Origin of the sequence: Streptomyces subrutilus (genome assembly GCF_001746425.1) — a bacterium.
GTDB classification, from domain to species: Bacteria; Actinomycetota; Actinomycetes; order Streptomycetales; family Streptomycetaceae; genus Streptomyces; species Streptomyces subrutilus_A.
In genome coordinates this window covers 6,085,741-6,108,726 of the sequence record NZ_MEHK01000001.1, presented here as the reverse complement: position 1 = coordinate 6,108,726, position 22,986 = coordinate 6,085,741, and the positions used below count along the sequence as shown (strand labels likewise).

Genomic DNA, 22,986 nt, shown 5'->3' with positions numbered 1-22,986 from the left:
ACGGGCGTTCCACCATGCCTACAGATCTTGTACGCGAGTTGGCAAGGCAGGTCTCCGACAGGGGGACCTATTCGGCCATCGCACGCGAGATCCTCGCGCGCCGGGGTGGCCGCAAGTCACCGCTACCGCTTGCGGCGCTCCTCGGGTCCGGTGAGGCCCGCGCGGCGCAGCGCGTCGGCCATCGCGCTGTTGGCGGGCGCGGGGGCGGAAGCGGAAGCGCCGCTGCCGTTCCGCTGGCCCTGACCGCGCACGGCGCCGCCCTGGCGCCGGCTCTGGCCCTGGCCCTGGCCGCTCTGTCCCTGGCCGCCCTGACCCTGGCCGCCCCCGCCGCGCTGTTGCGGCGGACGGCCGCCGCCCCGGCGCTCCTGACCCGGGGCGCCCGCGCCGCGCTCCGCGCCGGCCTCGTCCTCCAGCCGCAGGGTCAGCGAGATGCGCTTGCGCGGGATGTCCACGTCCATGACCTTCACGCGGACGATGTCGCCCGGCTTGACCACGTCCCGGGGGTCCTTGACGAAGGTCTTCGACAGGGCCGAGACGTGCGCCAGCCCGTCCTGGTGGACGCCGATGTCGATGAAGGCGCCGAAGGCGGCCACGTTGGTGACCACTCCCTCCAGGATCATGCCGGGGGCCAGGTCGCCGATCTTCTCCACGCCCTCCTTGAAGGTGGCGGTCTTGAAGGCCGGGCGCGGGTCGCGGCCGGGCTTCTCCAGCTCGCGCAGGATGTCGGTGACGGTGGGCAGGCCGAAGGCCTCGGTGACGAACGACTCCGGACGCAGGGAGCGCAGTACGCCCGTGTTGCCGATCAGCGCCGCCACCTCGCCGCCGGCCGTCTTGCCCATCGCCCGCACCACCGGGTACGCCTCGGGGTGCACCGCGGAGGCGTCCAGCGGGTCCTCCCCGCCGCGGATGCGCAGGAAGCCCGCGCACTGCTCGTACGCCTTAGGGCCCAGCCGGGCCACGTCCTTGAGCCCCTTGCGGCTGCGGAAGGGGCCGTTGGCGTCGCGGTGGGCCACGATGTTCTCGGCGAGTCCGCCGCTGATGCCCGACACCCGCGAGAGCAACGGCGCGGAGGCGGTGTTGACGTCCACGCCGACGCCGTTCACACAGTCCTCGACCACCGCGTCGAGCGAGCGGGAGAGCTTCACCTCGGACAGGTCGTGCTGGTACTGGCCGACGCCGATCGACTTCGGGTCGATCTTGACCAGCTCGGCGAGCGGGTCCTGGAGGCGGCGGGCGATGGAGACCGCGCCGCGCAACGACACGTCCATGCCCGGGAGTTCCTGCGAGGCGAAGGCGGACGCGGAGTACACGGAGGCGCCCGCCTCCGAGACCATCACCTTGGTGAGCTTCAGCTCGGGATGGCGGGTGATCAGCTCCCCGGCGAGCTTGTCGGTCTCGCGGGAGGCCGTGCCGTTGCCGATGGCGACCAGCTCGACCGCGTGCTCCTTCGCGAGGCGGGCGAGCTTGGCGAGGGACTCGTCCCACTTGTTGGCGGGCACGTGCGGGTAGATGACGTCGGTGGCCACGACCTTGCCGGTGGCGTCCACGACGGCGACCTTGACACCGGTTCGGAAGCCCGGGTCCAGGCCGAGCGTCGCCCGCGTGCCGGCCGGGGCGGCGAGCAGCAGGTCGCGCAGGTTCGCGGCGAAGACCCGAACGGCCTCGTCCTCGGCGGCCGCGCGCAGCCGCGTCCGCAGGTCGATGCCGAGGTGCACCTGGATCTTCGTGCGCCAGGCCCAGCGGACCGTGTCGGCCAGCCACTTGTCGCCGGGGCGGTCGCGGTCCGCGATGCCGAAGCGGCGGGCGACCATGCCCTCGTACGTGGACGGGCCGGGGGTCTCGCTCGGCGGCTCCGGCTCCAGCGTGAGGTCGAGGACCTCCTCCTTCTCGCCGCGCAGCATCGCGAGGACACGGTGCGAGGGGAGGGCGGTGAAGGGCTCGGCGAACTCGAAGTAGTCGGCGAACTTGGCGCCCGCCTCCTCCTTGCCCTCGCGGACCTTCGCGGCGAGCCGGCCCCGGCCCCACATGCGTTCGCGCAGTTCGCCGATCAGGTCGGCGTCCTCGGCGAACCGCTCGGTGAGGATGGCGCGGGCGCCCTCCAGGGCCGCGGCGGCGTCGGCCACGCCCTTGTCCGCGTCGACGAACGCTGCGGCCGCGGCGGCCGGTTCCACGGAGGGGTCGGCGAGCAGCCCCTCGGCGAGGGGCTCGAGGCCCGCCTCGCGGGCGATCTGCGCCTTGGTGCGCCGCTTGGGCTTGAAGGGCAGGTAGATGTCCTCGAGCCGGGCCTTGGTGTCGGCGGCGTTGATCCGCGCCTCCAGCTCCGTGTCGAGCTTGCCCTGCTCCCGCACGGAGTCCAGGATCGCGGCGCGCCGGTCCTCCAGCTCGCGCAGATAGCGCAGCCGCTCCTCGAGGGTGCGCAGCTGCGCGTCGTCGAGCATCTCGGTCGCTTCCTTGCGGTAGCGAGCGATGAACGGCACGGTGGAGCCGCCGTCGAGCAGCTCGACGGCGGCTTTGACCTGCCGCTCCCGTACGCCGAGCTCCTCGGCGATCCTGCCTTCGATGGACGTCGTCACGATCGGGTCCCGCCTGCCTTCGTTTGCACTGGAAGGCTGCCAATTGTGGCAGGTGGCCGTGACAAGGCGCGGTAAGGGCGGCCCGGGGTCCCTCAGGCCTTGCCGCGCAGGTCCGCCGGGAAGGCTCCGGCGGCCATCGCCTTCAGGACGAATCCGCCGCCGAGTTCCGCGAGGCGGGCCAGGCCCTGCGCGCCGAGGTGCTCGTACGGGGCGGCGTCGAGGCGGTCGGTGTCGGTCTCGAGGCTCTCACGGACGGCCTTGCCCTCCTCGGTGAGCTCGCCGTCCGCGTCGAGGATCCCGCGGGCGCGGAGCCGGTCGGCCGCGGCGTCCAGGTCGGACTGCTCCCAGCCGCGGCTGGCCTTGAGCCACTTCGGGGTCATGCCCTTGCCGGTGGCGGTGTGGCTGACCAGTGCCTCGAGCGGGTCCAGGCCGGCGATGAGCAGGGCGGCGAGGTGGCCGTCGCCGCGGTGTTCGCGCAGCAGGGTGGCGGCGTGCCACAGGCGCAGGTGGGGCGCCTCGGGGACGGGGAGGTCGGCGTGGGCAGAGTAGAGGGCGCGGGCGTGCCGGGTGCAGGCCTCGGTGGCGCGCATCGCCAGGTCGGCGGCCTCCGCGAGCTCGGGGGACTCGACGGCCTCCTCGCCGAGGAGCCGGCGCAGGGTGGCGTCGGCGGCGCGCAGCCGGGCGGCGAGGACCTCCTCGGGCGCGGCGGTGTCCCAGACGGCGGGCAGGTGCCGGGCGACGAAGTCGTGGCGGTAGTTGTAGAACGCCGCGGTGACCGTGCCCGCTCCGACGGCGCCGAGGGCCGCGGACCGGGCGGCGAGGTTGACGGCGACGGGGTGGGTGATCCCGAGGCCCGCGAACTCCTTGGGGGTGTCCGGGGAGAAGTAGACGGTGGAGTGCAGCGGGTTGATCGCGGCGTGCCAACAGTGCCGGGCGGCGAGCGGAGGAAGGGTCATGGAGGGGAGGTTACCGACTGCTCAGTATGTCGGGAAGGGCGGGCCCCCGCCCTTCTCCCCGCACCCCGCCGGGTCCGGCCCTTTCCGGCCTTTCCTCGGCTGTGACGGCCGAATGGCGATCGTGTGACAGCAGGGGCCATGGACATGACGAGGGGCACCAAGGGTGAATACGGTCGAGCGACAAGCGCTTGAACCGATCTGTCTCCTCTCCCACTTGGAGCCCTTCGTGCACCGCAAAGTCATCGCCCCGAGCGTGCTCGCCGCTTCCCTGCTGCTGGTGATCCCGGCCTCGGCGGCGAGTTCCGGTCCGGGCGCCCCGGGTATCGGCGATCCCTACTACCCGGCCAGCGGCAACGGCGGATACGACGTGTCCCACTACGACCTGCGCCTGCGATACCAGCCGAAGACGGACCTCCTCGAAGGCACCGCCACCCTCCTCGCCACCGCCAAGCAGGACCTGTCCCGCTTCAACCTGGACTTCGGCCTCCAGGTCAGCGAGGTCCGGGTCAACGGGACCAAGGCCAGGTTCGCCGCGTCCGGCAGCCACGAGCTGGAGGTGACCCCGGCGAAGCCGCTGGCGCGCAACACCCCGCTGACCGTCGTCGTCAAGTACGCCGGGAAGCCCTCCGAGCTGAAGGTGGACGGCTGGACGGCCTGGCACCGCACCCCCGACGGCGGGGTGGCGGCGCAGGAGCCCGACTCGGCGGTCTGGTGGTTCCCGAGCAACGACCACCCGCTCGACAAGGCCACCTTCGACGTTTCGGTCAACGTCCCGGACGGCACCCAGGCGATCAGCAACGGCGTGCTCCAGTCGCAGACCTCGCGGCTGGGCTGGACCCGGTACAACTGGCGGTCCAACAAGCCGCAGGCCACCTACCTGGCCACGCTCGCGGTCGGCAAGTTCGACATCACGACCGACAAGACGGCGAGCGGCCTGCCGGTCCTCAACGCCTACAGCAAGGACCTCGGCGACAACGCGGGGGCCGCGCGGGCGAGCGTGGAGCGGACCGCGGAGGTCGCCGACTGGCTGGAGGGGGTCTTCGGCCCGTACCCCTTCAACGCGCTGGGCGGATACGTGCCGAACGTGACGGCCGGTTTCGCGCTGGAGACCCAGACGCGTCCCTTCTACGGGCCGCGCCAGTTCCAGAACGGCGCGAACGTCTCGGTGGTCGTGCACGAGCTGGCCCACCAGTGGTACGGCGACAGCGTGTCGGTCGAGGGCTGGAAGGACATCTGGATCAACGAGGGTTTCGCCCGCTACAGCCAGTGGCTTTGGTCGGAGAAGGAGGGCGAGGGCACCGCACGGGAGCTGGCCGACTGGGCCTACTCCGTCCGCCCGGCCGAGGACCCGTTCTGGCAGGTCAAGCCTGGTGACCCGGGTCCGGAGAACCAGTTCCACGGGGCGGTCTACGACCGTGGCGCCATCGCCCTGCAGGCGCTGCGCAACGAGATCGGCGACGAGAAGTTCTTCGAGATCCTGAAGGGCTGGCCGGCCGAGCGGGCCTACGGCAACGCCAAGGTGGGCGACTTCGTGCGGTACGCGGAGAAGGTTTCCGGCAAGCCGCTGGCCCAGCTGTTCGAGACCTGGCTGTACACGCCGGGCAAGCCGGACGCCTCGGCCCTGAACCCGGCGGCCGCCGGCGCCGCGGCCCGGTCCTTCTCGGCGGCCCCGGCGCAGCAGACCGAGCCGAAGTCCTGGAAGAAGATCGCCGAGACGAACACGATCCACCAGCACGACGAGCACGCCGGGCACGCCGGGCACTGAGGGGCCGTCAGCGGGCGGCGGCGTGCCATCGGGCGCGCGCCGCCCGCGCGACGGGCAGGTACCGCAGCCGCTCCGGCAGCGCCGGTACGAGCAGCCGCAGGGCCGTGCTGAACCACCGGAGCCTGCGCTCCTGGGCCGGGCTCCACGCCAGCCCGACGGCCGCCCGCGCCTCGGGCGGCATGTAGCCGGCGGTGACGAAGGCGCGCAGGCGCAGGAAGACCGCCCGCAGCGCGGGCCAGGTGAGCCGCAGCAGCAGCCGGACCGCGGGGCCGCCGACCTCGGGGCAGGGCAGCCGGACGTCGGTGGCGACCAGCTCGCGGGCGACCGCGGTGGGCTCGATCTCCTCGGCGAGCATCCGGGCCCAGTACACCCGGTACTCCTCGATGGTCTGGGGCATGTCCCGGTCGTGGAGGCCGAGGATCCGGCCGACCTGGAGCCATTCGCGGTAGAGCTGCCGCTCCTGGGCGGGGGTGAAGCGGCGCAGCAGGTAGCGCCCGGCGTAGAGGTAGACGGGGAACCCGGTGGCGTGCACCCAGGCGTAGCAGGCCGGGTCGAGGGAGTGGTAGCGCCGGCCCCGGGTGTCGATGCCCTGGATCTCCTTGTGCAGGCGGCGCACCCGGCGGCCCTCCTCGGCGGCGTCCTCCCCGCCGTACACCCACAGCTGGACCGAGCGCAGCGAGCGCTCGCCGCGGCCCCAGGGGTCGGTGCGGAAGACGGAGTACTGGTCGACTCCGGCCGCGATGGCGGGGTGGGCCACCTGCAGGGTGAAGGCGGCGGGCAGCATGAGCAGGGCCCGGATGTCACCGGCGATGGTCCACAGCACGCCGCCGGGCGGGGGCGGCTCGGGGTCGGTCCTGCGTACGGGGCCCGCGGGCGGGTGTTCCGTCGTGGCCATGCGCGTGCCCCCAGGTGTCGAACTCGCCGTACGTCCAGTATGACCTGCGGTTCAGCCCTCCGGCCGGGACGGGGGCGGCGGGCGGGCAGCAGGTGTGCGGCGGGCGGCGGGCCGGCGTCCGGAGGGACGGCCGCGGCGGACTGAACGGCTCCGTTCCCACCCGCCTCCCCACGTTGTCGTGACCTGGACAGAAAGTCGCTGCACGGGTGTTACCCAGAGGTAACCGTGGCTGCTTGGATGGCGAAGCCGATCCGGATCTTCCCCTCGCAGGACGATGGAGTCCCCCATGCCGCAGACCTCCCCCCGCCGCCACCGGGCCGCCGCCGCTGCCGTCGCCGCGCTCGCCGCGGGCGCCATGGCCGCCACCACCGCGCCGGCCGCCACGGCCGCGGAGTCCGCCGCCGCCCCGCGGCTCAGCGTGCTCTCGTACAACGTCTTCCTGATGAGCAAGAGCCTGTACCCGAACTGGGGCCAGGACCACCGGGCCGCGGAGATCCCCAGGACCTCCTTCTACCAGGGCCACGACGTGGTCGTGCTCCAGGAGGCCTTCGACAACGCCGCCTCGGACGCCCTGAAGGCCAACTCGGCGGCCCAGTACCCGTACCAGACCCCGGTCGTCGGCCGCAGCAAGTCCGGCTGGGACGCCACGGGCGGCGCGTACTCCTCCACCACCCCGGAGGACGGGGGCGTCACGATCCTCAGCAAGTGGCCCGTCGTCCGCAAGGAGCAGGTCGTCTACAAGGACGCCTGCGGCGCCGACTGGTGGTCCAACAAGGGCTTCGCCTACGTCGTGCTGAACGTGAACGGCGCCCGGGTGCACGTGGTCGGCACGCACGCGCAGTCCACCGACCCGGGCTGCGGCGCCGGCGAGGCGGCACAGATGCGCGCCCGCCAGTTCCGCACCATCGACGCCTTCCTGGACGGCAAGAACATCCCGGCGAGCGAGCAGGTCATCGTGGCGGGCGACATGAACGTCGACTCCCGCACGCCGGAACTCGCCTCGATGCTGGCCGACGCCGACCTGGCGGGCTCGGACACGCGCACGGGCCACCCGTACTCCTTCGACACCGCGCTGAACTCGATCGCGAGCTACCGCTACCCGAGCGACCCGCGCGAGGACCTGGACTACGTCCTCTACCGCAAGGGCAACGCCCGTCCGGCGGGCTGGGAGAACAACGTGGTGAAGGAGCAGTCGGCGCCCTGGACGGTCTCCAGCTGGGGCACCTCCTACACGTACGCCAACCTCAGCGACCACTACCCGGTGATCGGGCGCTAGCACCCGCACCTTGGTCCGGTCGGCGGGCGCCCGCCGGACCAAGGCCCTGCGGGTTACGGAGCCTGGTACAGGGCGTCGATCAGGGAGCCGTACTTCTCCCGGACCACCCGCCGGCGGAGCTTGAGCGAGGGGGTGAGCTCCCCGGATTCGGGCCCCCATTCCTCCGTGAGCACCCGGTACCGCTTGATCTGCTCGGTCCGGTTGAGCCGTGCGTTGGCCGTCTCCACCGCGCGGGCGATCTCCGCCCGCACGGCGGGGTCCTCGGCGAGCTCCGCGAGGGAGGCGGCCCCGATGCCCCGGGCCGCAGCCCAGGCCGGGGCCAGCTCCGGATCCAGGACCAGCAGGGCGACCAGGTAGGACCGGCCGTCGCCGTGGACCAGGGCCTGGCCGATCAGCGGGTGCTCCTTGACGGTGTTCTCCACCAGCGCCGGCGAGACGTTCTTGCCGTTGGAGGTGATGATCAGCTCCTTCTTGCGGTCGGTCAGCCAGAGGAACCCGTCCTCGTCCAGCCGTCCGATGTCCCCGGTCGGGAACCAGCCCTCCTCGTCGGCCGCGCTCTCCACCGTGCCGTCGGGCCGCAGGTAGCCGCCGAACACGGTCGCGCCGCGGGTCAGGATCTCCCCGTCCTCGGCGAGCCGCAGCTCCAGCCCCTCGATGGCGCGGCCCACCGAACCCAGCCGGAAGCCGTCCGGGCTGTTGACCGTGCACACGCCGGCGGTCTCGGTGAGGCCCCAGGCGTCCATGATGGTGATCCCCCAGCCCGCCCAGAAGCGGACCACGTCGATCGGCATCGGGGCGGTGGCGCTGGCCGTCCACACGAGCCGGTCCAGGCCGGCCAGGCCCAGCAGCGGGTCCAGCACCCGCTCCTTCGCCGCGGCGTACGAGGCTTCGAGCGCGGCCGGCACCTCCTCCCCGCGCTCCCGGTGGCCGGCGCGGGCACGGGCCAGGTCGTTCGCGGCCTCGATGGCCGCGCGCTGCTCCTCGGGCAGCGTCCCGAGGACCGCCTTGACCCCGGCCGCGAGCTTCTCCCAGACCCGGGGCACGCCGAAGAACTGCACCGGGCGCAGTTCGCGGACCGCCCCGGCCACCGCGGTCGGGTCGGCGCACAGCCGTACGTGCGCGGCGCGCAGCAGCGGCAGGTAGATGCCGAGGACCCGCTCCGCGATGTGCGCGAAGGGCAGGTAGCAGATGTGCTCGGCGTGCTCGGGCAGGTCCACGTGCCGGTCGAGGCGGATGGCCTGGAGCATGAGGTTGCGGTGGGTGAGGCGGACGCCCTTGGGGTCGCCCGTGGTGCCGGAGGTGTAGACGACGGTCAGCGGGTCCTCGGGAGCGGTCTCCTGCCAGGTCTTCTCGAAGTCCTCGGCCCGGTGCAGCCGGGCTCCGCTCGCGTACAGGGAGCCGTAGGTGCGGTGCGGGCCGGCCTCCGAGGCCTCGGCGACGACCAGCCGTTCCAGGGGCACGCCGGCGTCGGCGAGCAGCGGCTCCCACCGGACGAGCTCGCGGGCGCCCTCGATGACGGCGACCCTGGCCCGGCTGTGGCGGGCGATGTGGGCGATCTGCTCGGGCGCGGAGGTCCCGTACACGGTGACGGGGACGGCGCCGAGGTGGACGAGGGCGAGGTCGCTGAGCCAGTGCTCGGGGCGGTTGCCCATCATCATCAGGACGTGCTCGCCGCGCTCGACTCCGAGGGCGGCGTAGCCGGAGGCGAGGACGGCGACCTGGCGGCGCACCTCGTTCCAGGTGAGGGTCGTCCACGGGGCCGCCTGGGGGCCGGCGCGCCACGAGAGGGCGGGCAGGTCACCGTGTTCGGCGGCGTTGCGGGCCAGCAGGGCGGGGAGGGTGAGCTCCTCGGGTCGTCCGGGCAGTCGCAGGTTCGTGGTCATGGGCAGCTCCTGGCCGTTTCACATCGTTGGTGCGACAGCAATACTGTTGAACCCAAGCTGTGGAGCAGAGAGCGAGGCGCAGACGATGGCCGACCAGGCACCCGAGCCGATGCTCACCGTGGACGAGCTGGCGGCCCGGGCGGGCGTCACCGTCCGCACCGTACGGTTCTACAGCACGCGCGGGATTTTGCCCCCTCCCGTGATCGGCCCTCGTCGTGTGGGGCACTACGGACCGGAGCACCTGTCGCGGCTGGCGCTGATCGAGGAGTTGCAGCACCAGGGCATGACGCTGTCCGCCATCGAGCGCTATCTCGACGCGCTGCCCGACGACCTGAGCGCGCACGATCTGGCGATCCACCGGGCCCTGGTGGCCAGTTGGGCACCGGATTCGGCCCAGGAGGTGTCGCGGGCGGAGCTGGAGAAGCGGGCGGGGCGGGGCCTGTCGGACACCGATGTCCGGCGGCTGGCGGCGATGAACGTGCTCGCCGCTTCGGGGGACGGTTTCCGGGTGGACGTGGGGCTGCTGCGGCTGGGGGTGGCGCTGCTCGACGTACCGATCGCGCACGAGACGATCCTGGCGGCGCGCACGGTGCTGATGGAGCACACCCGGTCGGCCGCGCACGAGCTGACGGCGCTGTTCCGGGACGAGGTGTGGGGGCCGTTCACCGAGGGCGAGAGCGATCCGGAGCGGGTGGAGTCGATGAAGGCGCTGTCCGCGCACATGCAGCCGATGGTGGTGCAGGCGCTGGTGACGGCCTTTCAGCGCTCCCTCCGGGAGGAGCTGCGGGCGGCCTTCGTCTCCGGCGAGGAGTCCTGTTCCGGGCCGTCGCCCTCTCCCGCGTGACGCGGCGGTTTCGGACCCTGCCCTGACCCGGCGGTCCTGGACCTGCCCAGACCCGGCGGTCTTGGACCTGCCCTGACCCGGCGCCACGGCGCGGGAAAGCCGGCCGGGGGCGGCCCGGCCGGCCTTCCGCGTCACCGCTCTAGTCGGCGTACGTCTCGCCCCGCTCGGCCTTCGCCACGAGGGACGCCGGCGGGGTGAAGCGCTCGCCGTAGGTGGTGGCGAGTTCGCGCGCGCGGGCGACGAAGCCCGGCAGGCCGCCCTCGTAGCCGTTGATGTACTGGATCACGCCGCCGGTCCAGGCCGGGAAGCCGATGCCCATGATGGAGCCGATGTTGGCGTCGGCGACGGAGGTGAGCACGCCCTCGTCGAGGCAGCGGACGGTGTCCAGGGCCTCGGAGAAGAGCATCCGCTCCTTCATGTCCTCGAAGGGGATCTCGTACCCCGGCTTGGTGAAGTGCTCGCGCAGGCCCGGCCAGATGCCGGCGCGCCTGCCCGCCTCGTCGTACGCGTAGAAGCCGGCCCCGCCGCTGCGGCCGGGGCGGCCGAACTCGTCGACCATCCGGTCGATCACGCCGTCGGCCGGGTGCTCGGCCCACGCGCGGCCCTCGGCCTCGAAGGCCTTGCGGGTCTCGTTGCGGATCTTGCGCGGGAGGGTGAGGGTGAGCTCGTCCATCAGCGAGAGCACCTTGGCCGGGTAGCCGGCCTGGGCGGCGGCCTGCTCGATCGAGGCCGGCTCGACGCCCTCGCCGACCATGGCCACGCCCTCGTTGATGAACTGGCCGATGACGCGCGAGGTGAAGAACCCGCGGGAGTCGTTGACCACGATCGGGGTCTTGTTGATCTGGCGGACCAGGTCGAAGGCGCGGGCGATGGCCTCGTCGCCGGTCCGGTCGCCCTTGATGATCTCGACCAGCGGCATCTTGTCGACGGGCGAGAAGAAGTGCAGGCCGATGAAGTCGGCGGGACGCGCAACGCCCTCCGCCAGGCCGGAGATGGGCAGGGTGGAGGTGTTGGAGCAGAGCAGCGCGTCCGGTGCGACCACGTCCTGGATCTCCTGGAACACCTTGTGCTTGAGGGCGGTGTCCTCGAAGACGGCCTCGATGACGGCGTCGCAGCCCGCCAGGTCGGCCGGGTCGGCGGTGGGGGTGATCCGGCCGAGCAGCTCGGCGCGCTGGGCCTCGGTCGTCCGGCCGCGGGAGACGGCCTTGTCGAGCAGCTTCTCGGAGTACGCCTTGCCCTTGGCGGCGGCTTCGGCGCTGACGTCCTTGAGGACCACCTCGATGCCCGCGCGGGCGCAGGAGTAGGCGATGCCCGCGCCCATCATGCCCGCGCCGAGGACGGCGACCTTGCGGACCGTGCGGGGGGCGACGCCCTGCGGCCGGCTGCGTCCCGCGTTGACGGCCTGGAGGTCGAAGAAGAACGCCTGGATCATGTTCTTGGCGGTCTGGCCGGTGACCAGCTCGGTGAAGTAGCGGGCCTCGATGGTCAGCGCCGTGTCGAAGTCCACCTGGGTGCCCTCGACGGCGCAGGCCAGGATGTTGCGCGGGGCCGGGTACGGGGCGCCGTTCAGCTGCTTCTTCAGGTTGGCCGGGAAGGCCGGGAGGTTGGCGGCGAACCGCGGGTCGGACGGGGTGCCGCCCGGGATCCGGTAGCCGGGTACGTCCCAGGGCTGCTTCGACTCGGGGTTCGCGTCGATGAAGGCGCGGGCCTTGGCGGTCATCTCCTCGGGGGTGGCGGCCAGTTCGTGGACCAGTCCGTTGTCGAGGGCGCGCTGCGGGCTGTACTGGGTGCCCTGGAGCAGCACCTTGAGCAGCGCGTCGGCGATGCCCATCAGGCGTACGGTGCGGGTGACGCCGCCGCCGGCGGGCAGGAGGCCGAGGGTGACCTCGGGCAGGCCGATCTTGGAGCCGGGGGCGTCGAGGGCGACGCGGTGGTGGGAGGCCAGGCAGATCTCGTAACCCCCGCCGAGGGCGGCGCCGTTGATCGCGGCGACCACGGGCTTGCCGAGGGTCTCGATGCGGCGCAGGGAGCGCTTGATCTCGGTACCGGTGTCGAAGGCCAGCCGGGCGTCCTCGGGGCGCAGCCGGATCATGTCCTTGAGGTCGCCGCCCGCGAAGAAGGTCTTCTTGGCGGAGGTGAAGATGATGCCCCGGATGGAGTCCTTCTCGGCCTCCGCGCGGTCGGCGACGGCCGCGATGGAGTCCTTGAAGGCCTGGTTCATGGTGTTGGCGGACTGGTCGGGGTCGTCGAGGACGAGGGTGACGACGCCGGTCTCGTCCTGTTCCCAGCGGATCGTGGTGGACTCGCTCATGTTCGCTACTTCCGTGTGAGAGGGGATCGGGATCAGGACGGATCAGATGCGTTCGACGATGGTGGCGACGCCCATGCCGCCTCCGACGCAGAGGGTGACGAGCCCGTAGCGCTTGTCCTGGCGCTCCAGTTCGTCGACGATCGTGCCGAGGATCATCGCGCCGGTGGCGCCGAGCGGGTGGCCGAGCGCGATGGCCCCGCCGTTGACGTTGACCTTGTCGAGGGAGACGCCCATGTCCTTGACGAAGCGCAGCACGACTCCGGCGAAGGCCTCGTTGATCTCGATCAGGTCGATGTCGTCGATGGTCAGCCCGGCCTTGGCGAGGGCCTTGCGGGTGGCCGGGGCGGGGCCGGTGAGCATGATGGTGGGCTCGGAGCCGGAGACGGCCGCCGAGACGATCCGGGCGCGGGGCGTGAGGCCGCCCCGTTCGCCCGCCTCGCGGGAGCCGATGGCGACGAGGGAGGCGCCGTCGACGATGCCCGAGGAGTTGCCCGCGTGGTGGACGTGGTCGATCTTCTCGACCCAGTGGTACTTCTGCAGGGCGACGGCGTCGAAGCCGCCGAGCTCGCCGATGTCCGCGAAGGAGGGCTTCAGCTTGGCGAGGGTGTCCGCGGTGGTGCCCGGGCGGACGAACTCGTCGTGGTCCAGGACGACCAGGCCGTTGCGGTCGGTGACCGGGACCACGGACTTGGCGAAGCGCCCGTCCTTGATCGCCGCGGCGGCCCGCTCCTGGGAGAGGGCGGCGTACTCGTCCACGTCGCGCCGGGAGAATCCCTCGATGGTGGCGATCAGGTCGGCGCCGATGCCCTGCGGGACGAAGTTGACGTCCCAGTTGGTCATCGGGTCGTTGAACCAGGCGCCGCCGTCGGAGGCCATCGGGACGCGGGACATGGACTCCACGCCGCCCGCCAGGACCAGGTCCTCCCAGCCGGAGCGGACCTTGGCGGCGGCCAGGTTGACGGCCTCCAGGCCGGAAGCGCAGAAGCGGTTCTCCTGTACGCCCGCCACGGTGTCCGGGAGTCCGGCGGCGATGGCCGCGATCCGGGCGATGTCGGAGCCCTGGTCGCCGACCGGGCCGACGACGCCGAGCACGATGTCGTCGATGGCCGCCGGGTCCAGCCCCGGGTTGCGCTCGCGCAGGGCGTGAATGAGGCCGACGACCAGGTCGATCGGCTTGGTGCCGTGCAGGGCGCCACTGGCCTTGCCGCGGCCGCGCGGGGTGCGGATCGCGTCGTATACGTAAGCTTCGGTGCTCACTGGTCAAGCCTTTCGGGAGGGGTCTAGCCGAGGAGGGAGCGGCCGATGATCTCTTTCATGATCTCGGTCGTGCCGCCGTAGATGGTCTGGATGCGGCCGTCGGTGAAGGCCCGCGCGACCCGGTATTCGGTCATGTATCCGTATCCGCCGTGCAGTTGCAGGCAGCGGTCGGCGACGCGCTTCTGGAGTTCGGTGGCCCACCACTTGGCCATCGAGGCGTGCACGTGGTCCAGTTCGCCGTTCGCGTGGTCGGCGATGCAGCGGTCGAGGAAGGTGCGGGTGACCGCGCACTCGGTGGCCATCTCCGCTATCTCGAAGCGGATGTGCTGGAGCTTGGACAGCGGCCGGCCGAAGGCCTCGCGCTCCTTGACGTACCGGGTGGTGATCTCCAGCAGGTGCTCGGCGGCGGCGATGCCGGCCATGGCGATGCCCATCCGCTCCTGCGCGAGGTTGGTCATCAGGTGGACGAAGGCGCCGTTCAGCTCGCCGAGCAGGTTCTCCTTGGGGACGCGGACGTCGTGGAAGAACAGTTCGGCGGTGTCCTGCGCCTTCTGGCCGATCTTGTCGAGGTTGCGGCCGCGCTCGAAGCCCGACATGCCGCGCTCGACCACCAGCAGCGACAGGCCGTGCGCCCCGCCCTCCGGCGTGGTCTTGGCGACCACGATCACCAGGTCGGCGAGGATGCCGTTGGAGATGAAGGTCTTGGAGCCGTTCAGCACCCAGTGGTCGCCCCGGTCCTCGGCGCTGGTGCGGATCCCCTGGAGGTCGGAGCCCGCGCCCGGCTCGGTCATGGCGATGGCGGTGATGGTCTCGCCCGAGCAGAAGCCGGGCAGCCAGCGGCGCCTTTGCTCCTCGGTGGCCAGCGAGGTCAGGTAGGGCCCGATGATGTCGTTGTGCAGGCCGATGGCGAGGCCGGGGGCGCCCGCCCGGGTGAACTCCTCGGCGATCACGGCGGCGTAGCGGAAGTCAGGGTTCCCGCCGCCCCCGTACTCCTCCGGGACGGCCAGGCCCAGCAGGCCCTGCCGGCCGGCGGCCCGCCAGGCCTCGCGGCTGACGATGCCGTCCTTCTCCCACTGGTCGTAGTGGGGCAGCACCTCCTTGGTGAGGAAGGTGCGGACGGTCTCGCGGAACGCCTCGTGGTCGGCGTCGAAGATCCGGCGTTGCATCAGCGGGCTCCCTAAAGCCAGTTCTTGACGGTCTCGATCGGGCGGGCGGGCTCGGGTCCGACCAGGATCGCCGCGCCGAGCTTCAGCCGCTCCGTGCGGGCGGCGAGGCAGCCCGTGATCGTCGGGGAGTCGAAGCCCCAGGCCTCGGCGACCCGCACGGCGTCGAGCCCGGCCGACTCCAGTGCCGCCGCCCCGTCCGCGGCGCGGTGCGCGTCGCCGACGCGGTCGGGCAGCATCGACAGTTCCATCAGGCCTCTTCCGCGAGCAGAGCCGGCACGTCCCAGTCGGCGGCCACGGACTCGGTGTCCGCGCCGGGCTGGGCGGGGCCGCTCGCGACGGCGGCGGGGGTCGCCGAGAAGCGCGGCGCCGGGGCGGGCTGGGTGATCCCGCCGAAGTCGGTGAAGGTCCCGCGGGCCGCGAGGTGCGGGTGGTGCGGGGCCTCGCGCAGGGAGAGCACCGGGGCCACGCACGCGTCGGTGCCCTCGAAGACCGCCGTCCACTCCTCGCGCGTGCGGGACCTGAAGCGTGCGGCGACGGCCTCGCGCAGCTCGCCCCAGCGGGCCGGGTCCTTGCGGGCGGGTGCCTGCTCCGCGATGCCGAGCAGCTCCACGAAGGTGTCGTAGAACTGCTGCTCCAGGGCGCCGACCGCCATGTACTGGCCGTCGGAGGTCTCGTAGGTCCCGTAGAAGGGGCAGCCGCCGTCCAGCAGGTTGGCCCCGCGGCGGTCCTGCCAGCCGCCGGCCGCGACCATGCCGTGGATCATCGCGGTGAGGTGGGCGGTGCCGTCGACGATGGCCGCGTCGACGACCTGGCCCGCGCCGCCGGGGGTACGGGCGTGCTGGAGCGCGGCGAGGATGCCGATGACGAGGTAGAGCGAGCCGCCGGCGTAGTCGCCGACGAGGTTGGCGGGGACGGCCGGGGGCCGGTCCGGGCTGCCGATCATGCCCAGGGCGCCGGTGACGGCGATGTACGCGATGTCGTGCCCGGCGGTGTGGGCGAGCGGCCCCTCCTGGCCCCAGCCGGTCATCCGGCCGTAGACCAGTTGGGGGTTGCGGGCGTGGCAGTCGGCCGGGCCGACGCCGAGCCGCTCGGCGACCCCGGGCCGGAAGCCCTCGATGAGGACGTCGGCGCGCTCGACGAGGTCGAGGACGCGGGCGGGACCCTGCGCGGACTTGAGGTCGACCAGGACGGAGCGCTTGTTGCGGTTGGTCAGGTCGTAGACCGGGTTCACCGCCAGTCCGCCGCCGCCAGGCCGGTCCACGCGCACGACGTCCGCGCCGAGGTCGGCGAGGAGCATGGCGGCGAACGGGCCGGGGCCGATGCCCGCCAGCTCGACGACGCGCACTCCGGCGAGCGGGCCGGTCCCTGTCACTGCCATCGAGCCCCCAGCATTCGTAGCCGCACGGTGTGACACAACTGATGTAACACCAGCGATGCTAGGAACGCGTCCCACTCAGCACAAGAGCAAGCGCTTAGCCATTTGCCTCGATCCGGGCGTCCAGCTCCCTGACGTGCCGCTTGAGGGCCACGGTGCGGTAGCTCTCCTCCACCCATTCGCACAGGACCTGCGCGGAGGGCGCCCCCTTCTCCCCCAGCGGGACGGAGACCCAGCCCGAGCGGCCCAGGCCGTAGCCGGCGGGCTCCGCCCCGGGGGCGGCCATCGCGTGTCCGTGCAGCACCTCGTCCTTGAGCTTGACGGACAGGCCGGGCGGCTGCGGTCCGTCGGCGTTCCCGAGGAAGACGAAGATCTTCTTGTTGACCTTCACGACGCAGTCCTCGGGACCCCACGGATACTCCTCCACGGCCTCCGGAAGCCCACGGGCAAACTCCCGCACCGCTTCCCACGTGCGCACCGCAGCCTTCATCAACGCCTCCCGCTACGAGTCGATCCTCACGCTAACCCGCGCCCGCTGATCAAAGTCCTTTCGGCACGGCGAACGGCTATGTACTCTGAGCACGCTTCAAACCTGAGCGAGTTCAAAAAAATCGAAAAACGGGGGGTTCGGTGCGCAATCGCCGACTCGTAATCTCCGCCGCCGTCATGGCCGCGGGCGTGGGTCTCATACCGGGGGTGGCCCAGGCGGAGCCGGTCGCACCGGGCAAGAAGGGCATATCCGCACCCGACGTGGACCCGAAGCAGGCCGCGGCGGAGAACTTCAAGACCTTCAAGAGCTCCGCCGAGCGCTCGGTCCGCGCCTCCGGCGACAAGGCCACCGCGCAGTCGGCGGCGGCCAATCCCAACCTGGCCGTCGGCCTGTCGGCCTCCAACTGGTCCGCCCACTCGCTGAAGCTGACCACCGCCGTCACCAGCGACGCGAACCGGTACGTGGATGCCGTCATCGACTGGGGCGACGGCACCACGAGCAACGAGACCGCCTACGGCAGCGCGACGATCACCAACGTGCACAACTACGCGGAGCTGGGCGCCTACAACGTCACGGTCACCGCGACGGACCGCGCCGACGGCACCGTCGTCACCAACTCGGTGGAGATCCTCACCGCGGGCTCGGACTTCACCCCGCACGCCCCCACCCGCCTGCTGGACACCCGCAGCGGCATCGGCGGCGCCAAGGCGAAGATCGCCCCGTACGGCACGACCCGCGTGCAGATCGCCGGCAGGGGCTCGATCCCGGCAGGCGTCACGGCCGTGGTCCTGAACCTCACGGTCACCAACACCACCAGCGGCGGCCACGTCACGGCGTTCCCCTCGGGCGCCGCGCGCCCGATCACCTCGAACGTCAACTTCGCCCCCGGCCAGACCGTGCCGAACCTGTCGGTCGTGCGGGTCGGCGCGGACGGCTACGTCGAGCTGTACAACGGCGGCTGGAACTCGATCGACCTGATCGCCGACGTCACCGGCTACTTCACCCGGGACGCATCCAGCGGTTACACCCCCATCACCCCGGTCCGCTTCGCCGACACCCGCGAGGGCCTCGGCACCTCGCGCGGCCAGCTCGCCGGGCAGTCCTCCTTCGGGCTGCAGGTCGGCGGCAGCCGCGGCGTGCCCGCCGGCATCACCGCCGTGGCGCTCAACGTGACCGTCACCAACCCGCGCGAGGCCGGCCACCTGACCGCCTACCCGAGCGGCCAGGCGGCGCCGAGCGCGTCCAACCTGAACTTCACCGCCGGACAGACCGTCGCCAACTCGGTGATCGTCCCGGTCGGCGCCGACGGCAGGATCAACATCCGCAACGGCGCCTGGGCCGGGACCGACGTGGTCGTCGACGTCGTCGGCTACTACAGCGAGGCGAGCGAGGGAGCGTACCTGGGCTTCACGCAGCCCGCCCGCGTGTTCGACACCCGCGACCCCGAGGACAACGTCTACGGTCCCCTGGGCGGCCGCGACTACATCTGGGTGGACTTCGCCTCGAAGTGGCCCGACGACATCGGGTACGTGCTGAACACCACCGCCACCAACACGGCCGGACCCGGCTTCGTCGCGGTGGCACCGGACCCGAACTACCGCTGGCAGTACGACGGCGGTTCGGCGTCCTGGCCTGCCGCGCCCACCTCCTCCACCCTCAACTTCACCGCGGGCAAGACCGTCCCGAACCTGGTGCAGGCGAGCACGGGCCACACGGGCATCGTCGACTTCTGGAACCAGTCGGACGACGACATCGACCTGATCGTCGACATGTTCGGCTACTACGACAGGAACTGATCCCCCGCAGCCGGCGGATCCAGCGCCCCGGGAACGGCCCCAGGCCGTCCCCGGGGCGCTGCCCGTTCACCCCGCACGCTAGCCTCGCCCCCTACACCAGCTGGGAGGAGCGGTCATGAACGCACAGGTTCGGCAGGACCATCCGCGGGAGCGGGCCCACGACATCGTGCTCTTCGGCGCCACCGGGTTCGTGGGGGCGTTGACCGCCGAGTACCTGGCCGCGCACGCGCCCGCCGGCTGCCGCTGGGCCCTCGCGGGCCGCGACCTCGGCAAGCTGGAACGGCTGCGCGAGCGCCTGGCCGCCATCGACCCGGCCTGCGCCGCACTGCCGCTGCTGCGGGCGGACGCCTCGGACGCCTCGGCGGTGCGCGAACTGGCCTCGTCCACCCGGGTGCTGGCCACCACCGTCGGCCCGTACGTCTGGTACGGGGCGGAGCTGGTCGCCGCCTGCGCCGCGGCGGGCACGGACTACGTGGACCTCACCGGGGAGCCCGAGTTCGTGGACCGGATGTACGTCGAGCACGACGCGCGGGCCCGGGAGACCGGGGCGCGGATCGTGCACGCCTGCGGCTTCGACTCGATCCCGGCCGACCTCGGGGCGTACTTCACGGTCGGGCGGCTGCCCGAGGGCGTACCGCTGCGGGTCGACGGGTTCATGCGGTCCAACGCCCTGTTCTCCGGGGGGACCCTGGCCTCGGCGCTGACCGCGCTGGGCCGCGGCCCGCAGACCCTGGCCGCAGCGCGGGCGCGCCGGCTGCACGAGCCCCCGCTGCTGGGGCGGCGGGCGCGCGGGCCGGTGGGCGCGCCCCGGTTCAGCCGGGAGACCGGCGCCTGGGCGCTGCCGCTGCCCACGCTGGACCCGCGGATCGTGGCCCGGTCGGCGGCCGCGCTGGAGCGCTACGGCCCGGACTTCCGCTACCGGCACTACGCCTCGGTCAAGCACCTCCCGGTGGCGGTGGGCGGCGCCGCGGCGGTGGGCGCGACGGCGGCCCTGGCCCAGCTCCCGGCGGCCCGGCGGTGGCTGATGGACCGCTGGGAGCCGGGCCGCGGCCCGGACGCGGAGCGGCGGGCGCGCAGCTGGTTCACGGTGCGCTTCGTGGGCGAGGGCGGCGGCCGGCGCGTGCTCACCGAGGTGTCGGGCGGCGACCCGGGGTACGGGGAGACGGCGAAGATGCTGGCCGAGTCCGCGCTCTGCCTGGCCTACGACGCCCTGCCCGGGGCCGCGGGGCAGCTGACGACGGCCACGGCGATGGGCGACGCGCTGATCGGCCGCCTCCAGAAGGCCGGGATCGCCTTCCGGGTGGCGGACGCCCGCTGAGCGGCGGTCACCCCGCCGCCTCCCGCAGGGCGCGCCGGCACAGGGAGTCGGCGTGCCGGGTGGTCTCCGGGATCCGGAACCGGGGGCTGAGGGCGAGGACGTGGGCGCAGGCGTTGTCCAGCGAAACCCGGTGCCCGACGGAGACGAACACCGGCTTGATCCCGTCCTGGGTCCGCAGCGCCCGGCCGACCTCCGCGCCGTCGGCGGCGACCAGCGGTGCGAACTCGCCGCGGCGGTCGCCCGGTTCCCCGTACGTGAAGGTGAACGGGTTCTTCGCGACGCCGATGGACGGGAGCCCGGTGACCACCCCGAGGTGGCAGGCGAGGCCGAAGCCGCGGGGGTGGGCCAGCCCGTAGCCGTCACAGACGACGAGGCCGGGCGCGGCGGCCAGCGAGTCGAGGGCGGCCAGTACGGTCGGCAGCTCGCGGAAGGCGAGCAGGCCGGGCACGTAGGGGAAGCTGACGCGGCCGACGGCGGTGGCCTCCTCGACGACCTCGAGGGTGGCGGCGTCCAGCACCACGGCCGCGGCGGCGACCAGGTCCCGCTCGTCGTCGTAGGCGACGTCCACCCCGGCGACCAGGCCGCGGCCGGGGGGCGGGCCGGGCTCGGTGAGCACGACCTGATGGCGTAGTTCGTCCTGTATCGCCCGGGCCTCGGCCTCGTCGGCGGGGGTCTTCGCACTCGTCATGATGGAGCGAGAGTAGCCTGGCGATCATGTTCGTCATGGAGCTCACCTACACCGCGCCCGTGGAAGCCGTCGAGGACCACATGGACGCCCACATCGCCTGGCTGGACGGCCACTACGCCGCGGGCGTCTTCCTCGCGTCGGGACGCAAGGTCCCGCGCGACGGCGGCGTGATCCTGGCCGGCGGGGTGTCGCGCGCCGAGATCGAGAAGATCGCGGCCGATGACCCCTTCACGGTGGCGGGCGTCTGCGCCTACCGCATCACGGAGTTCATCGCCACGAAGACCTCGGCCGACCTGGCAACGGTCCGCGAGAACCCGGCGGCGTAACCCCGGCTCCCCGGCACGGCCGCCCCGCAGGGCCCGGCGGGGCGGCCGGGGCGGCCGGGGGCGGTCGGAGCCGTCAGCGGGGTTCCAGCCGGGCCACCCGGCCCTTCTCCCCCGCGGCCCAGCAGCCCGTGTCCGGGGCGCAGTCGACCGTGTCGAAGGATCCGCCGTCCAGCGGCCGCCAGCTGCGGCCGCCGTCCAGGGTCACGTCCGTGCCCGTCGGCCCGACCGCCAGGGCCGTGCCGCGGCTGTACGGGTACCAGGCCGCGCCGGACCGGTAGGCCGGCGGCGGGGAGGCCGCCTGGCGCCAGCTGCGCCCGCCGTCGGCGGAGACGGCCGCGGGCTGCGGGGAGGCCTGGCCGGTGCGGTAGTCGCCGCCGACCGCGAGGCCCTTCGTACGGTCCCGGAAGGCCAGCGCGAAGACGCCCCGCGCCGGGTCGCCGGCCGGGACGGTGGATTCGGCGGCGCGCCAGGTCAGGCCGCGGTCCGCGGAGTGCAGCACCCGCGCGGTCGCCCCGCCGCCCGTCGCCAGCCAGACATCGCGCGGGCCCGCGCTGACCAGGCACTGACCGCTCGCCGCGAAGCCCGCCTCGCCGGGCAGCGCCTGCGGCATGCCGGCGTCCGGCAGCACCCGCCAGCTGCGCCCGCCGTCGTCCGTGGACAGGATGCGGAACCTGCCGTCCACCGGGTCGCTCATCGCCAGCCCGTGCCGCGAGTCGAAGAAGGTGAGGCAGTCGTAGAAGGCCCGCGGGTCGGGGTTGCGGAAGGTCTCGGTCCAGGTGGCGCCGCCGTCCTCGGTGCGCAGCACCCGGGAGGCCTCGCCCTCGCCGATCGACAGGGCCACCGCACGCCGCGCGTCGAAGGCCTCGATGTCGCGCAGCTCCAGCCCCTCCGCGACCGCGCCCGGCGGCGAGACGTCCTGCCAGCTGCGGCCGCCGTCCAGCGTGCGCAGGACGGTGCCCTTGGAACCGGCGACCCAGGCCGTGCCGCGGCTGACCGCCGCCAGCCCGCGGAAACGGACCTCCTTGCCGGTGTCCTTCAGCGCCCAGTCCGCCGCGCGCGGTTCCACCGGCTCTCCGGCCGCGGACGCATGGGCGGGCGCGGCCGTCAAGCCCACCGCCAGGACCGCCGCGCACATGCCAACTCCCAGAAGTCTCATGGCGCCGGAAGCTAACGCACCCCTGATGCCCCGTCCAGGGCGCGTCACCTCCCGCGGGTTACCCGGTCGGCCGAGTCTTGCGCCTGCGGAGTGAGCGGTTACCAGCCCTTCTGGGACGGGTCCGGAGCGTCCACCTCCCCCGGCCTTCCCGCCGCCGCACAAGCCCCCTCGTCACTCTGTGCGATCACACAGGCGGGTTCCGGCCAATCGGTGACACAGCTCACGTCAGCTCCCGTGCACGGATTTGCCGATTCGGGCGTCTATCGGGTTGCCGGGTCCCACCCCACAGCCCGGCAGCAGATCCGCCGCAAGGGAGTGAGCCTTGATCACTGTCATCGAGCAGGCCGCACAGGCCCGTCTGGTCGCCACCGCGCCGAAGGTCGAGACCGTTCCCGTCACCCTCTGCTACGACCGCGCGGATCCGTTCGCCGTGCGGATGGCCTTCCCCGCCCCCGCCACGCTGGAGGGCGTCGAGGTCTCGTGGACCTTCTCGCGCGAGCTGCTCGAATCAGGCCTGGACCGCCCCTCCGGCTGCGGCGACGTGCGCGTGCGCCCGTACGACGGGGACCGCACCACCATCGAGTTCCACGCACCCGAAGGCGTGGCGATCATCCTGATGCTGACGGCCGAACTGCACCGGTTCCTGGAGCGCGCCTCGACGGTGGTCCCGCCCGGCCTGGAGCACCTGTACCTCGACGTGGACCACAGCCTGGCCGAGCTGATGCGCGATACCTGCTGACCGGCGGCCGCGGCGGCCCGGCCAGGGCTGTCGTTAATTCGTTTGCGGGCGCCTTCGGCCGCCCGTAGCTTCGTTCACGCCCTTCGCACAACCGCGCACGCCCTTCACAGCCGCGTGCCGCCGAAACGGAGCAGGACATTGTTCGTCTGAGGTCCGAGACACCGGCCACCGC

At 72.6% G+C, this 22,986-nt stretch carries 19 protein-coding genes; 7 read left to right on the top strand and 12 right to left on the bottom strand.

Translation table 11 applies throughout. The annotated features are described in order from the left end of the window. Window positions 1–122 precede the first annotated feature (122 nt). On the bottom strand, window positions 123–2,573 hold the full coding sequence (locus tag BGK67_RS28190) for a Tex family protein (protein WP_069922707.1): 2,451 nt from the start codon (window positions 2,571–2,573) through the stop codon (window positions 123–125). 92 nt (window positions 2,574–2,665) lie between these two features. Beyond that, complete coding sequence (locus BGK67_RS28185; protein WP_069922706.1) at window positions 2,666–3,529, bottom strand: SCO6745 family protein; 864 nt, start codon at window positions 3,527–3,529, stop codon at window positions 2,666–2,668. A 226-nt stretch (window positions 3,530–3,755) separates the two neighbouring features. On the opposite strand from BGK67_RS28185, the gene BGK67_RS28180 reads away from it, so the two are divergent. Continuing rightward, window positions 3,756–5,294, top strand: coding sequence for a M1 family metallopeptidase (locus BGK67_RS28180; protein WP_069924162.1), 1,539 nt, complete (start codon window positions 3,756–3,758; stop codon window positions 5,292–5,294). 7 nt (window positions 5,295–5,301) lie between these two features. On the opposite strand, the gene BGK67_RS28175 is transcribed toward BGK67_RS28180, so the two are convergent. Beyond that, window positions 5,302–6,189 (bottom strand): oxygenase MpaB family protein, encoded by an 888-nt coding sequence (locus tag BGK67_RS28175; protein WP_069922705.1) that lies wholly within the window; start codon window positions 6,187–6,189, stop codon window positions 5,302–5,304. A 286-nt stretch (window positions 6,190–6,475) separates the two neighbouring features. Here BGK67_RS28175 and sph point away from each other — a divergent pair, with 286 nt between their 5' ends. Continuing rightward, the gene (gene sph / locus BGK67_RS28170) at window positions 6,476–7,465 is read left to right on the top strand and encodes a sphingomyelin phosphodiesterase (RefSeq protein ID WP_069922704.1); all 990 of its coding nucleotides are present in this window, start codon (window positions 6,476–6,478) and stop codon (window positions 7,463–7,465) included. Window positions 7,466–7,518: 53 nt separating this feature from the next. Here sph and BGK67_RS28165 read toward each other — a convergent pair whose 3' ends face one another. Next, window positions 7,519–9,348: an AMP-dependent synthetase/ligase gene (locus BGK67_RS28165; protein WP_069922703.1), complete on the bottom strand. Its 1,830-nt coding sequence runs from the start codon at window positions 9,346–9,348 to the stop codon at window positions 7,519–7,521. Between the two features lie 85 nt (window positions 9,349–9,433). Here BGK67_RS28165 and BGK67_RS28160 point away from each other — a divergent pair, with 85 nt between their 5' ends. Continuing rightward, the gene (locus BGK67_RS28160) at window positions 9,434–10,192 is read left to right on the top strand and encodes a MerR family transcriptional regulator (protein ID WP_069922702.1); all 759 of its coding nucleotides are present in this window, start codon (window positions 9,434–9,436) and stop codon (window positions 10,190–10,192) included. Window positions 10,193–10,331: 139 nt separating this feature from the next. Here BGK67_RS28160 and BGK67_RS28155 read toward each other — a convergent pair whose 3' ends face one another. The 6 genes from BGK67_RS28155 to BGK67_RS28130 form a co-directional block, all read right to left on the bottom strand. Further along, entirely contained in the window at window positions 10,332–12,503 is a 2,172-nt protein-coding gene (locus tag BGK67_RS28155; RefSeq protein WP_069922701.1) for a 3-hydroxyacyl-CoA dehydrogenase NAD-binding domain-containing protein, read from the bottom strand. 42 nt (window positions 12,504–12,545) lie between these two features. Next, a complete protein-coding gene (locus tag BGK67_RS28150; protein ID WP_069922700.1) occupies window positions 12,546–13,760 on the bottom strand; it encodes an acetyl-CoA C-acetyltransferase in 1,215 nt (404 codons plus the stop codon). A gap of 23 nt (window positions 13,761–13,783) precedes the next feature. Next, window positions 13,784–14,926 (bottom strand): acyl-CoA dehydrogenase family protein, encoded by a 1,143-nt coding sequence (locus tag BGK67_RS28145; RefSeq protein ID WP_069922699.1) that lies wholly within the window; start codon window positions 14,924–14,926, stop codon window positions 13,784–13,786. An 11-nt stretch (window positions 14,927–14,937) separates the two neighbouring features. Then, window positions 14,938–15,174 carry an LLM class flavin-dependent oxidoreductase gene (locus BGK67_RS28140; RefSeq protein ID WP_069922698.1) on the bottom strand — a complete coding sequence of 79 codons (237 nt, stop codon included), beginning with the start codon at window positions 15,172–15,174 and terminating at the stop codon, window positions 14,938–14,940. Beyond that, entirely contained in the window at window positions 15,174–16,304 is a 1,131-nt protein-coding gene (locus BGK67_RS28135; RefSeq protein WP_069922697.1) for a CaiB/BaiF CoA transferase family protein, read from the bottom strand. The genes BGK67_RS28140 and BGK67_RS28135 overlap by 1 nt, the downstream gene beginning before the upstream one ends. 94 nt (window positions 16,305–16,398) lie before the next feature. Continuing rightward, window positions 16,399–16,791: an MmcQ/YjbR family DNA-binding protein gene (locus BGK67_RS28130; RefSeq protein WP_069922696.1), complete on the bottom strand. Its 393-nt coding sequence runs from the start codon at window positions 16,789–16,791 to the stop codon at window positions 16,399–16,401. 188 nt (window positions 16,792–16,979) lie between these two features. Between BGK67_RS28130 and BGK67_RS28125 the strand changes: the two genes are divergently transcribed. Then, on the top strand, window positions 16,980–18,587 hold the full coding sequence (locus BGK67_RS28125; protein WP_167739601.1) for a hypothetical protein: 1,608 nt from the start codon (window positions 16,980–16,982) through the stop codon (window positions 18,585–18,587). Window positions 18,588–18,702: 115 nt separating this feature from the next. Continuing rightward, the gene (locus tag BGK67_RS28120) at window positions 18,703–19,905 is read left to right on the top strand and encodes a saccharopine dehydrogenase family protein (protein WP_069922694.1); all 1,203 of its coding nucleotides are present in this window, start codon (window positions 18,703–18,705) and stop codon (window positions 19,903–19,905) included. Between the two features lie 7 nt (window positions 19,906–19,912). On the opposite strand, the gene BGK67_RS28115 is transcribed toward BGK67_RS28120, so the two are convergent. Next, window positions 19,913–20,593 (bottom strand): endonuclease V, encoded by a 681-nt coding sequence (locus BGK67_RS28115; RefSeq protein WP_069922693.1) that lies wholly within the window; start codon window positions 20,591–20,593, stop codon window positions 19,913–19,915. Window positions 20,594–20,619: 26 nt separating this feature from the next. On the opposite strand from BGK67_RS28115, the gene BGK67_RS28110 reads away from it, so the two are divergent. Beyond that, window positions 20,620–20,919 (top strand): YciI family protein, encoded by a 300-nt coding sequence (locus tag BGK67_RS28110; protein ID WP_069922692.1) that lies wholly within the window; start codon window positions 20,620–20,622, stop codon window positions 20,917–20,919. Window positions 20,920–20,992: 73 nt separating this feature from the next. Here the strand turns inward: BGK67_RS28110 and BGK67_RS28105 are convergent, their stop codons facing one another. Further along, window positions 20,993–22,075 (bottom strand): WD40/YVTN/BNR-like repeat-containing protein, encoded by a 1,083-nt coding sequence (locus BGK67_RS28105; protein ID WP_069922691.1) that lies wholly within the window; start codon window positions 22,073–22,075, stop codon window positions 20,993–20,995. Window positions 22,076–22,397: 322 nt separating this feature from the next. On the opposite strand from BGK67_RS28105, the gene BGK67_RS28100 reads away from it, so the two are divergent. Next, window positions 22,398–22,814, top strand: a complete 417-nt coding sequence (locus BGK67_RS28100; protein ID WP_069922690.1) for a spore wall synthesis regulator SsgD — start codon at window positions 22,398–22,400, stop codon at window positions 22,812–22,814. Window positions 22,815–22,986 lie beyond the last annotated feature (172 nt).